The organism is Pseudomonas medicaginis (genome assembly GCF_965119365.1).
Lineage (GTDB): Bacteria > Pseudomonadota > Gammaproteobacteria > Pseudomonadales > Pseudomonadaceae > Aquipseudomonas.
Window position 1 is genome coordinate 532,694 of record NZ_OZ221631.1, and the last position, 12,250, is coordinate 544,943.

The following is a 12,250-nucleotide window of genomic DNA, read 5'->3' on the forward strand; positions in this document are numbered from 1 at the left end:
CCTTATCGCGAGCAAGCTCGCTCCCACAGTCGAACGTCAGTGAACACAAATTTTGTGAACCACCGAGATCCACTGTGGGAGCGAGCTTGCTCGCGATAGGGGCGCCGCAGGATCAGAGCGTCTTGTTCGACGCCGGATTGATCATCCGCGCCAACCCCAGGTTCTTCAACGCCAGTTGCAGGGAACTGTGGATCACTTGCGGGTTGTCGATGGTCATCACTTCCGCCAGCAGTTCCTGGGCCTTGCTGAGGTTGATCTGGCGCAGCATCCACTTCACTTTCGGCAGGTTGGTGGCGTTCATCGACAGGCTGTCGAAGCCCATCGCCATCAGCAGCACCGCGGCCGCGGGATCGCCGGCCATTTCGCCGCAGATGCTCACCGGCTTGCCTTCGGCATGGGCGTCACGGACCACGTTCTGCAAGGCTTGCAACACCGCCGGGTGCAGGTAGTCGTACAGGTCCGCGACCCGTGGGTTGTTACGGTCCACGGCCAGCAGGTACTGGGTCAGGTCGTTGGAGCCCACCGACAGGAAATCCACCTGGCGCGCCAACTCCTTGGTCTGGTACACCGCGGCCGGGATCTCGATCATCACCCCCACCGGCGGCATCGGCACGTCGGTGCCTTCGTCGCGGACTTCGCCCCAGGCCCGGTGGATCAGGTGCAGGGCTTCTTCCAGTTCATGGGTGCCGGAGATCATTGGCAACAGGATGCGCAGGTTGTTCAGGCCCTCGCTGGCCTTGAGCATGGCGCGAGCCTGGACCAGGAAGATCTCCGGGTGGTCGAGCGTTACGCGGATGCCGCGCCAGCCGAGGAACGGGTTGTCTTCCTTGATAGGGAAGTAGGACAGGGACTTGTCGCCGCCGATGTCCAGGCTGCGCATGGTCACCGGTTGCGGGTGGAACGCGGCCAGTTGTTCGCGGTAGATCGCCAGTTGTTCCTTTTCGCTGGGGAAGCGCTGGTTGATCATGAACGGCACTTCGGTGCGATACAGGCCCACACCCTCGGCCCCGCGCTTCTGCGCCCGGGCCACGTCGGCCAGCAGGCCGGTGTTGACCCACAAGGGCATGCGGTGGCCGTCGAGGGTCACGCAGGGCAGGTCCCGCAGCGCATCCAGGCCCAGGGACAGTTGTTTTTCTTCCTCCACCACATCGGCAAACTGCTTGCGCAGCACATCGCTGGGGTTGGTGTAGACCTCGCCGTGGTAGCCATCGACGATCATCTGGATGCCGTCGACCTTGGAGTACGGCAGGTCCACCACGCCCATGACCGTCGGGATACCCATGGCCCGGGCCAGGATCGCCACGTGGGAGTTGCCCGAACCCAATACCGAGACCAGCCCCGCCAGCTTGCCTTCGGGCACTTCGCCGAGCATGGCCGGGGTCAGCTCTTCGCTGACCAGGATGGTGTTGTCGGGGTAGACCAGGGTCTGCTGGCGCTCCTGTTGCAAGTACGCCAGCAAGCGCCGGCCCAGGTCCTTGACGTCCGAGGCGCGCTCGCGCAGGTAGGCGTCGTCCATCAGTTCGAAGCGGTTGACGTGGTCGGTCACCACCTGGCGCAGCGCGCCCTGGGCCCACTGCCCGGTCTTGATGATGGTGGTCACTTCGCTGCCCAGGGAGGCATCGTCGAGCATCATCAGGTAAACGTCGAACAGCGCACGCTCTTCAGGGCGCAGCTGCGTCGCCAGCTTGGCCGACAGGGCACGCATATCGGCGCGAACACCTTCGATGGCGGTCTTGAACAGGCCCAGTTCAGCGTTGATGTCGGTGATGGTCTTGTCTGGTACCACATCGAGGTCGGCGGGCGGCAACATGACCACCGCCGTGCCCACTGCCGCACCTGGCGACCCCGGCACGCCGACGAACTTGGCTTCCTGGATGCCCTTGCCCTGGCGGCCCAGGCCGCTGATCGAGCCGGTGGCCTCGGCATGGGCGATAACCCCGGCCAGTTGTGCGCTCATGGTCACGAGGAAGGCTTCTTCCCCCTCGTCGAACTGACGGCGCTCTTTTTGCTGGATGACCAACACACCGACGACGCGGCGGTGGTGGATGATCGGTGCGCCAAGGAACGAGGCATAGCGCTCTTCGCCTGTTTCGGCAAAGTAGCGATAGCGCGGGTGATCCGCGGCGTTTTCGAGGTTCAGGGGTTCTTCGCGCGTGCCGACCAGACCGACCAGGCCTTCATTGGGGGCCATGCTGACTTTGCCAATGGAGCGCTTGTTCAAGCCCTCGGTGGCCATCAGCACGAAACGATTGGTCTCGGGGTCCAGCAGGTAGACCGAGCAGACCTGGCTGCCCATGGCCTCTTTGACGCGCAATACAATAATCCCCAACGCCGCCTTGAGATCCTTGGCGGAGTTAACTTCCTGGACGATCTTGCGCAGCGTATTGAGCATGGCTCGGGGTCGAACTCCGTCGTCAGTCGCGCGTCAGCAGGCGCGGGGCAAGCTCTTTGAGGGCGCGTCGGTACACCTCGCGCTTGAATGTCACCACCTGGCCCAACGGATACCAATAGCTGACCCAGCGCCAGCCATCGAACTCCGGTTTACCGGTCAAATCCATCCGCACCCGCTGCTCGTTGGAGATCAGGCGCAGGAGAAACCATTTCTGCTTCTGGCCGATGCACAGCGGTTGGCTGTGTGTCCTGACCAGGCGTTGCGGCAAACGATAGCGCAACCAGCCGCGGGTGCAGGCGAGTATTTCGACATCTTCTCGCTCAAGCCCCACTTCTTCATTCAACTCGCGGTACAAGGCCTCTTCCGGCGTTTCCTGGGGGTTGATCCCACCCTGGGGAAACTGCCAGGCGTCTTGATTGATACGGCGTGCCCATAGCACCTGCCCAGCATCATTCGTAAGAATGATCCCCACATTGGGACGGAAACCATCGGGATCGATCACGGCAACAACCTCGCAAACGCATGTCGCCGCATTGTTCCACAAAGGTTGTGAAAGCAGCAACGAACCCGCCTAGCTTATGTGCACTCTTGTGAAAAGTCCGTATTCTGGACGCCTTTCTTCAGATTTTTCAGCGAGTAACTGCAATGCGGCTGGCTTTATTCGACTTGGACAACACCTTGCTGGGCGGCGACAGCGACCACGCGTGGGGCGATTACCTGTGCGAGCGCGGTTTCCTGGATGCTGTCGCGTACAAGGCACGCAACGACGCGTTCTACCAGGACTACCTGGCCGGCAAGCTCGACAACGCCGAGTACCTGAATTTTTGCCTGGAAATCCTTGGCCGTACCGAAATGCACGTGCTGGCCCAATGGCACTTGGACTACATGCGCGACTGCATCGAGCCGATCGTCTTGCCCCAGGCCATCGAATTGCTGGAAAAACACCGTGACGCTGGCGACAAGCTGGTGATCATCACCGCCACCAACCGGTTTGTCACCGGGCCGATTGCCGAGCGCCTGGGTGTCGAAACCCTGATCGCCACCGAGTGCGAGATGATCGACGGGCGCTACAGCGGGCGCAGCACCGACGTCCCGTGTTTCCGCGAGGGCAAGGTGACCCGGTTGAACCGTTGGCTGGAAGAGACCGGGCATTCGCTGGAGGACAGCTACTTCTACAGTGACTCGATGAATGACTTGGCGTTGCTGGAGGTGGTGACGAATCCGGTGGCGGTGGATCCGGATCCGAACCTGCGGGCCGAGGCCCAGAAGCGGGGTTGGCCGGTGATCAGCCTGCGCGGCTGAAACAGCTATCGCGGGCAAGCTCGCTCCCACAGAGGTTGTGTGATCGACGCAAATCCCCTGTGGGAGCGAGCTTGCTCGCGATGAAGCCAATCCGGTCCCAGATATTAAACCGGCTTGGCCCCCATCAACCCCGCAATGGCGATAAAGCAGACAACACTGAACAGCGCCAGGGCAAAGGTGAACCTGCCGTTGCCCGCCGTCGGCGCCTTGCGCATTTTGTTCAGCCGCACCACCAGCCAGAACCCCGCCAGCGCCGCCAAGGTGTAGAGCACGCTGGAAGCCAGCAGCCAGGTCTGCCCCAGCGGCCAGCCGACTTGATGAACCATCCACCAGCCGGTGACGGGCAGGCTCGCCAGTGCCAGGATCATCGCCAGCCAGATGAACAGCCGCGGACGTTGCAGCGTACGCGCGAGCGCCGTGCCATCGCCGTTGCGGCGCGTGCGCCAAACCCAGACGGACAGCCCCAGGGCGCCCGCCAACAGCAGGGCGGTGGCCAGGACGTGGGCAATCTTCAACGCAGTCAACGTTTCCATCGTTCGATTTCCTTATGGCTTGCTCAGCAGCTTAGCCTCTGTGGCGAGGTGTCCGGCGCTGCTGACGGGCTCACCCCAGAAACAGCTGATACGCCGGGTTATCGCTTTCATCCCAGTACGGGTAGCCGATTTCTTCCAGGGCGGCCGGGACCAGGTGGCGTTCATCGTGAGGCACTTGCAGCCCCGCGACCACGCGGCCGTCTGCTGCGCCGTGGTTACGGTAGTGGAACATCGAGATATTCCAGCGTCCCCCCAGCTTGTTGAGGAAGTTGAACAGCGCGCCGGGGCGCTCGGGGAATTCGAAGCGCAGCACCACTTCGTCGATGACATGGGCCGCATGCCCGCCGACCATATGGCGGATGTGCAACTTGGCCAGTTCGTTGTCGGTCAGGTCCAGCACCGGGAAGCCTTGTTCGGTCAGGCTGGCGATCAAGGCGCTGCGCGGGTCGTTTTCCGGGTGGGTCTGCACGCCGACGAAGATGTGCGCCTCACTGCCGGTGTTGTAGCGGTAGTTGAATTCGGTGATCTGGCGCTTGCCGACGGCTTCGCAAAACGCCTTGAAGCTGCCCGGCTTCTCGGGAATGGTCACGGCGATGATCGCTTCGCGGCCCTCGCCCAGCTCGGCGCGCTCGGCGACGTGGCGCAAGCGGTCGAAGTTGACGTTGGCGCCGGAGTCGATGGCCACCAGGGTCTGGCCGGTGATGCCCCGTGACTCGACGTATTTCTTGATCCCGGCCACGCCCAAGGCACCGGCAGGTTCGGTGATCGAGCGGGTATCGTCGTAGATATCCTTGATAGCGGCACAGATCTCGTCGGTGCTGACGGTGATCACTTCGTCCACATGGTGTTTACAGATATCGAAAGTGTGCTGGCCGATCTGCGCCACGGCGACGCCGTCGGCGAACAGCCCCACGGTGGGCAGGACCACGCGCTCGCCCGCGGCCATGGCCGCTTGCAGGCAGTTGGAGTCGTCGGGCTCGACGCCGATGACCTTGATGTCCGGGCGCAGGTATTTCACGTAGGCCGCGATCCCGGCAATCAGCCCGCCACCGCCCACCGGGACGAAGATCGCATCCAGGCGCCCAGGGTGCTGGCGCAGGATTTCCATCGCCACCGTGCCCTGCCCGGCAATGGTGTGGGGATCGTCATACGGGTGGATGTAGACGTAGCCCTTTTCGTCCACCAGTTTCAGCGAATAGGCCAGGGCTTCGGGGAACGAGTCGCCGTGCAGCACCACTTTGCCGCCGCGCGAGCGCACGCCTTCGACCTTGATTTCCGGGGTGGTCTTGGGCATCACGATGGTAGCCTTGACCCCCAGCACCTTGGCCGCCAGGGCCAAGCCCTGGGCGTGGTTGCCCGCCGAAGCCGTGACCACGCCACGGGCGCGTTCTTCGTCGCTGAGCTGGGTCAGCTTGTTGTAGGCGCCACGAATCTTGAACGAGAACACCGGCTGCAAGTCTTCACGCTTGAGCAAGACGCTGTTGCCCAGCCGCTCGGAGAGCTGGCGAGCGGTCTGCAGCGGGGTTTCCACGGCAACGTCGTAAACGCGCGAGGTGAGGATCTTTTTGACGTACTGTTCAAGCATCGGAAAGCATCACTGAGCGGGGTTGGGCAGGGCCAAGGAGTCTAACCCGGCTTTTGGCCGGGCGACCACACGAATCGAGGGGATCGGTGCCAATCAGGCAATGACCGAGGCCGCTTCGGCGCCTATAATGCCGGCCTTTCGTTCCCTCTCGGCACCTTCGGAGCCCGCATGACCCAGGATCAACTCAAACAGGCCGTGGCCCAGGCCGCCGTCGATCTCATCCTCCCGAAACTGGATGACAAGAGCATCGTCGGGGTCGGCACCGGCTCCACGGCCAATTGCTTCATCGATGCATTGGCAAGGCACAAGGGGGCCTTCGACGGCGCGGTCGCCAGTTCCGAAGCCACCGCCGCGCGGCTGAAGGGGCATGGGATCCCGGTCTACGAGCTCAACACCGTGAGTGACCTGGAGTTCTACATCGACGGCGCTGATGAAAGCGACGCGCACCTGAACCTGATCAAGGGCGGTGGCGCGGCCCTGACCCGCGAGAAGATCGTTGCGGCGGTGGCCAAGACCTTCATCTGCATCGCCGACGCCAGCAAGCTGGTGCCCGTGCTCGGCGCGTTCCCATTGCCGGTGGAGGTCATTCCCATGGCCCGCAGCCACGTGGCTCGCCAACTGGTGAAGCTGGGCGGCGACCCGGTGTACCGCGAGGGCGTGCTGACCGACAACGGCAATATCATTCTCGATGTGCACAACTTGCAGATCACCGATCCGGTGGCGCTGGAAAGCCAGATCAACGCCATCGTGGGTGTCGTCACCAACGGCCTGTTCGCGGCGCGTCCGGCGGATGTGCTGTTGCTGGGGACCGCTGAAGGGGTGAAGACCCTCAAGGCTTGACCCGATGTTGTGACTGGCACTCTTGTGGCGAGGGGATAAATCCCCTCGCCACAGGTTTTTTGATTTTTATCGATCGGGCTGCGGCTTCTTGAACACATAGAACAGGTTCGGCTCGCTCACCAGGTAGAGGTTGCCATCGTCGTCCATGGCCAGGCCTTCGGCCTGGGGCACGGTTTGCTGCAGGCCCTGGCGACCCTTGCTCAGCGACAGCGTACTCAATGGCCGGCCGTCGATATCCAACTCGATGATCAGCCGCGACTCATCCGACAGCGCCAGCAAATGGCCGCTGCGTTCGTCGTATTGCAGGCTTGAAAGGTCGCGCACGAACAGTCCGGCATCGCGCTTGGGGTTGTTGATCACGTGGATCGCGTAGGACTTTTCCGGATTGTGGTGGGGAAACCCATGCACTTCATAAATCAGCATCGGGTCGCGTTCCTTCGCCACGAACAGGCGTTTGCCCACTGAATCGTAGGCCAGCCCTTCAAACCCCTTGTTTCCGCGCATATGCACGCCGAGGGTCATCTGCTCGGCGTCGGCGGCGTCGAGGAATTGGGTGTCTTCATCCAGATGAATCTTGATCAGGCGCTGCTGGCGCTCGTCGGTGATGACGTAGGTGTTTTCGCTGATGAATTCCACCGCCTCCGGATCGCCAAAGCCGATCAGGGCGATGCGTCGCAAAATCTTGCCGTCCAGCGACAGCTCGATCAGTTCGGCATTTTTATTGGTCACGGTGAACAGGCTTTTGCGGGTCGGATCGTACGTCAGCGCTGAAACGTCATCGTCCAGCCCGTCGATCACCTGCGCTTCGACCGTGACCCGGTATTGGTCCAGGGCGATGGTTTCTTCGCTGATGGGTTTCCAATAGGTATTGAGGTTGAACCAGGCGCGTTCGAACAGGCGCAGGTATTGTCCGACGCCGATCAGAAAGATCAGCGCCAGCGTCAGCAATATAAGGAGCAAGGGTTTGGGACGGGCGAGTCGACGCATGTTGGGGTGGGCTCGGATGAGAACAGGTGAGTGGAAATACCACGACTGCCTGAACTGAAACTTAATGGCTGTGTGCCACACCCTACAACGAAGGAAGACTTATCCTACAGAGTTAGTGCTGTCAGCGCTGTTTTTCGAAACGATAGAACAGGTTCGGCTCGCTGACCATGTACAGGTTGCCGGCCTCATCAATGGTGACGCCTTCGGCACGAGGGATCGTGTCTTTCAGGCCGTTGAAGCCCCCCAGCAAGGTCATGAAGCTGACCTGCTCGCCTTTTTCGTCCAGTTCCAGCAGCAAATGGGAATCGGCCGAAAGCACCAGCGTATGGCCGGTGCGCGGGTCGATCGCCAGTGCCGAGAGGTTGCGCAGGTCCAATTCATTGCTGACATGGATCTGCTTGTCGCCCTTGAGCTGTTGGCTGCCGTCGCTTTTCCAAGTGAACAGCGCCGGCGGGCGTTCCTCCCCGAGCACCAGTTGCTGGTTGCGCGGGTCCCAGGCGATCCCTTCGAACCCCTTGTTCTGGTTTTCCGAGGCACCCAAATCATAGTGAGGAAAGTCAGTGTTGTTCAGTTCGCGGGTGTCGGCCTTTACCTGGACGATCGTCAGCGTGTGCTGACGCTCGTCGGTAATCGCCAGCAGGCCGTTGGCCATGGCGGTTACGCCCTCAGGGTTACTCCAGCCCACCAGGGGCATCTTGCGCAGCACGTCGCCTTGCAGGGTCAGTTCCGCCAGGAACGGCTTCTTGCCCATGACCGCGAACAGGGTCTTGGTCTGGGGGTTATAGGTCACATCGGACGCCTCGTCCTTCTCCATGCCCGGTAACGGCTTGGCGTCGATCACGGCACGGTAGTCCGGCAACCAGATGCTTTCCTGGCGTTGGGCCGGGCTCTGGAAGTGTTCCGATAGCCAAAGCAGGCCGCGGTCGTCCCAATGCATCGCAAACGCCAGGCCATAGGCGGCGGCCACTGCCAGCAGCGACCAGGCATACCAGGGCAGGGCGAAGCGAGAGCGGCGGGCAGGTTGGGTGGCAGGCAGTGCTTGGGTTTTGGCCATCGGGGGATGCATTCCAGAAAATTCGGCTGGGGAGTGGCTGGCTCAGATGCCGCATTCCCTGGAATTATCCGGATGGCATGTGAAAAAAACGGTAAATGATCGCAGATGCGTCATGTATACCCCGTGGGAGCGAGCTTGCTCGCGATGAGGCCATCACCTTCAGCATGGCTGTTGGCTGACACCGCTATCGCGAGCAAGCTCGCTTGTATGGTAGGACTTGAAGGGAGGAGGAGGGACAAGGCTCGATTCTGACTGTTAGCCGCAGTACAGACCGTGGGAGATTTCGCCCCTCCTCCTTTCACCCAAGCGCCGATAAAGAATGCATCTGGCCTAAACCGACGATAGGAACAAGCCTGCGCCTCTGGGTGAACCCTTCAAGTGTTCAAACCTTAGCCCGGAGAATTTTCAATGGCAATGCCGGTTTCTGTCACAAAGCCGATTGTGGGCGTGGATGTCGCCAAGAACGAACTGGTGATCTATCACGCCGAACTTGACGTACTGGAGGCGACTCCCAACAACAAAGCGGCCATCAAAAAGTGGTTGAAAGCATTGCCGGGCCCCGTCGCTGTAGCCATTGAGTCGACCAATATCTATCACCTGGAATTCGCTGATCTGGCCTATGAGGCCGGCTGCGAGATCTACATGGTGGGCGGTTATGAACTGCATCACTACCGCGAAGGCGTAAAAATCCGCGCCAAAACTGACGCGCTGGATGCCAAGCTGCTGGCCCGTTACCTGAAAAACGAAGGGCATGAGCTTAACCCCTGGACCCCGCCATCTCCGCTGTATCGCCAGCTCCTGAGCCTTTTCCGCCGTCGCGCAGCCCTGGTTCAGGCTCGAGTGGCCCTGGTACAAAGCTGGGCTAACGAGCCGCTGCTGAAGACCGCTTTCGCCGAACAAATTGCAGCCATGCAGAGGCTTGAGACATTGATCGAGAAGACGATCAAGGATCATCTGAGGGATGCCGGTTTGCAGGGTCAGTTGAACCGTTGCTTGAAGGTTGAGGGCATTGGATTTCTGACCGGAGCCCGCTTGCTTACGGCATTTCAACGAGGGGATTTCAGAAACTCAGACGCCTTCATTGCCTTTTTGGGAATGGACTTGCGAGTGTCGAAATCAGGACAAAAAGATGGGCGCCGTAGCTTGAGTAAACGAGGCGACCCGGAAGTCCGTCGGCTGTTACACAATGCCGCCATGTCGGCTAGCCGCACGTCCGCCTGGAGAGGCTTCTATGAAAAGCAAAGAGCTCGCGGTTTCACTACCACTCAGGCGTTGGTAATGCTGGCTCGCAAGCTTGCTCGGATCGTATTCGCTCTGCTGAAAGGGCAAAGCGAATACCAACCTAACGCGGCTTGAGGGCTTTCCCTCAACCATAGAATCTCCCACAAGGGAACAAAGATCAGCCGTTAGCGAACGCTGCTTTCGAAGCGGCTCGCCCCGGGCAGTTCCAGGACCAGTTCGTCGCCTGCATTCAGCGGCCCGACGCCCGCCGGGGTGCCGGTGAGGATCACGTCGCCGGCCTGCAGCGAGAAGCAACCGGCCATGTATTGGATCATCGGCACGATAGGGTTGAGCATCAGGCTGCTGTTGCCGTCCTGGCGCACTTCGCCGTTGATGGTCAGGCGTACGGGGATGTCGGTCAGGTCTGCAAACGTGGCGTTCGAAACAAAGGGGGCGATCACCGCCGCGCCGTCGAAAGACTTGGCCACTTCCCATGGCAGGCCCTTGGCCTTGAGCTCGGCCTGTTTGTCCCGCAGGGTCAGGTCCAGGGCCGGGGCGAAGCCGGAGATGGCGTCCAGTACTTCTTCAGCGCTGGGCTTGGTGGACAACGGCTTGCCGATCAGCACGGCGATTTCCGCCTCGTAGTGCACCGAGCCACGGTCGGCGGGAATGCTGAAACCGCCTTCCAACGGCACCACGCAACTGCCTGGCTTGATGAACAGCAAAGGTTCCGTGGGCACCGGGTTGTCCAGTTCCTTGGCATGTTCGGCGTAGTTGCGGCCAATGCACACCACTTTTCCGACCGGGAAATGAATACGTGTACCGTCGACATACTGGTGCTGATAGCTCATTACCGACTCCTGCTTCTGGGGTTCATCAGGTGTTTTCAGGCATCAGATCGCAAAAATCTTGCCCGGGTTCATGATGCCGTTCGGATCGAACACGGCCTTTACGGCTTTCATGTATTCGATTTCCACGGGCGAACGACTATAGGTCAGGTAGTCGCGCTTGGTCATGCCCACGCCGTGCTCGGCGGATATCGAGCCGTTGTACTTCTCGACGGTTTCGAAGACCCATTTGTTCACGGTCGCGCATTTGGCGAAGAACTCATCCTTGCTGAGGTTTTCCGGCTTGAGGATGTTCAAGTGCAGGTTGCCGTCGCCGATATGGCCGAACCAGACAATTTCGAAATCCGGGTAGTGTTCGCCGACGATCGCGTCAATTTCCCCCAGGAAGGCGGGGACCTTGGAGACGGTCACCGAGATGTCGTTCTTGTACGGTGTCCAGTGGGAGATGGTTTCGGAGATGTACTCGCGCAGCTTCCACAGGTTCTGCAACTGGGTTTCGCTCTGGCTCATCACGCCGTCCAGCACCCAGCCTTGTTCCACGCAGTGCTCGAAGGTTTCCAGGGCGTGGTTGGCGACTTCTTCGGTGGTGGCTTCGAATTCCAGCAGGGCGTAGAACGGGCACTCGGTTTCGAACGGCGCCGGTACGTCGCCACGACCGAGGACCTTGGCCAGGGCCTTGTCGGAGAAAAATTCGAAGGCGGTCAGGTCCAGCTTGCCCTGGAAGGCATGCAGCACCGGCATGATCGAAGCGAAGTCGGGGGTGCCGAGCACCATGGCGGTGAGGTTCTTCGGTGCGCGGTCCAGGCGCATGGTGGCCTCGACCACGAAGCCCAGCGTGCCCTCGGCACCGATGAACAGTTGCCGTAAATCGTAGCCGGTGGCGTTCTTGATCAGGTCCTTGTTCAGCTCCAGCAGGTCGCCCTTGCCGGTAACGACCTTCATGCCTGCCACCCAGTTGCGGGTCATGCCGTAGCGAATGACCTTGATTCCGCCGGCATTGGTGCCGATATTGCCGCCAATTTGGCTGGAACCTGCCGATGCGAAGTCCACCGGATAGTACAAGCCATGTTCTTCAGCCTTGTTCTGCAACTGTTCGGTGATCACGCCGGGCTGGCAGACCGCGGTGCGGTCGGTGAGGTTCACGTCGAGAATCTGGTTCATGTAGTCGAATGACACCACCACTTCGCCGTTGGCCGCCACGGCGGCGGCGGACAGCCCGGTGCGCCCGCCCGACGGCACCAGCGCGACGTTGTGCGCATTGGCCCAACGCACAATGGCCTGGACCTGCTCGGTGGTCTTAGGGAAGACAATGGCCGAAGGCGCCGGGGCGAAGTGCTTGGTCCAATCCTTGCCGTAAGCGTTCAGGGAGTCGGCATCGGTCAAGACCTTGCCAGGCTCAACCAGGGTCTTCAGCTCATCTATCACGGCAGGATGGGTCATCGACAGAACTCTCGAACAATTCATGGTCATCCTGAGAACGCTTCACGT

General features: G+C 60.8%; 11 protein-coding genes. 3 read left to right on the top strand and 8 right to left on the bottom strand.

Translation table 11 applies throughout. From position 1 onward, the window contains the following. Positions 1–112: 112 nt before the first annotated feature. Together ptsP and ACMTA2_RS02330 are read right to left on the bottom strand one after the other, a co-directional pair. Positions 113–2,392 carry a phosphoenolpyruvate--protein phosphotransferase gene (ptsP, locus tag ACMTA2_RS02325; RefSeq protein WP_413793551.1) on the bottom strand — a complete coding sequence of 760 codons (2,280 nt, stop codon included), beginning with the start codon at positions 2,390–2,392 and terminating at the stop codon, positions 113–115. A gap of 22 nt (positions 2,393–2,414) precedes the next feature. Continuing rightward, positions 2,415–2,894, bottom strand: a complete 480-nt coding sequence (locus ACMTA2_RS02330) for an RNA pyrophosphohydrolase (RefSeq protein WP_003186867.1) — start codon at positions 2,892–2,894, stop codon at positions 2,415–2,417. 143 nt (positions 2,895–3,037) lie between these two features. On the opposite strand from ACMTA2_RS02330, the gene ACMTA2_RS02335 reads away from it, so the two are divergent. After that, on the top strand, positions 3,038–3,694 hold the full coding sequence (locus ACMTA2_RS02335; protein WP_413793552.1) for a histidinol-phosphatase: 657 nt from the start codon (positions 3,038–3,040) through the stop codon (positions 3,692–3,694). A 104-nt stretch (positions 3,695–3,798) separates the two neighbouring features. Here ACMTA2_RS02335 and ACMTA2_RS02340 read toward each other — a convergent pair whose 3' ends face one another. After that, the gene (locus tag ACMTA2_RS02340) at positions 3,799–4,227 is read right to left on the bottom strand and encodes a DUF2269 family protein (protein ID WP_413793553.1); all 429 of its coding nucleotides are present in this window, start codon (positions 4,225–4,227) and stop codon (positions 3,799–3,801) included. Between the two features lie 70 nt (positions 4,228–4,297). Then, positions 4,298–5,812 carry a threonine ammonia-lyase, biosynthetic gene (gene ilvA / locus ACMTA2_RS02345; protein WP_413793554.1) on the bottom strand — a complete coding sequence of 505 codons (1,515 nt, stop codon included), beginning with the start codon at positions 5,810–5,812 and terminating at the stop codon, positions 4,298–4,300. Between the two features lie 168 nt (positions 5,813–5,980). Between ilvA and rpiA the strand changes: the two genes are divergently transcribed. Beyond that, positions 5,981–6,652, top strand: coding sequence for a ribose-5-phosphate isomerase RpiA (gene rpiA, locus ACMTA2_RS02350; protein ID WP_413793555.1), 672 nt, complete (start codon positions 5,981–5,983; stop codon positions 6,650–6,652). 66 nt (positions 6,653–6,718) lie between these two features. On the opposite strand, the gene ACMTA2_RS02355 is transcribed toward rpiA, so the two are convergent. Beyond that, on the bottom strand, positions 6,719–7,639 hold the full coding sequence (locus ACMTA2_RS02355) for an SdiA-regulated domain-containing protein (RefSeq protein ID WP_413793556.1): 921 nt from the start codon (positions 7,637–7,639) through the stop codon (positions 6,719–6,721). 121 nt (positions 7,640–7,760) lie between these two features. Beyond that, complete coding sequence (locus ACMTA2_RS02360) at positions 7,761–8,693, bottom strand: SdiA-regulated domain-containing protein (RefSeq protein ID WP_413793557.1); 933 nt, start codon at positions 8,691–8,693, stop codon at positions 7,761–7,763. Positions 8,694–9,101: 408 nt separating this feature from the next. On the opposite strand from ACMTA2_RS02360, the gene ACMTA2_RS02365 reads away from it, so the two are divergent. After that, positions 9,102–10,049 (top strand): IS110 family transposase, encoded by a 948-nt coding sequence (locus ACMTA2_RS02365; RefSeq protein ID WP_413791447.1) that lies wholly within the window; start codon positions 9,102–9,104, stop codon positions 10,047–10,049. A gap of 50 nt (positions 10,050–10,099) precedes the next feature. Here ACMTA2_RS02365 and ACMTA2_RS02370 read toward each other — a convergent pair whose 3' ends face one another. Next, positions 10,100–10,765 carry a fumarylacetoacetate hydrolase family protein gene (locus ACMTA2_RS02370; protein ID WP_413793558.1) on the bottom strand — a complete coding sequence of 222 codons (666 nt, stop codon included), beginning with the start codon at positions 10,763–10,765 and terminating at the stop codon, positions 10,100–10,102. Between the two features lie 42 nt (positions 10,766–10,807). Continuing rightward, positions 10,808–12,202, bottom strand: coding sequence for an FAD-binding oxidoreductase (locus tag ACMTA2_RS02375; protein WP_413793559.1), 1,395 nt, complete (start codon positions 12,200–12,202; stop codon positions 10,808–10,810). Positions 12,203–12,250 lie beyond the last annotated feature (48 nt).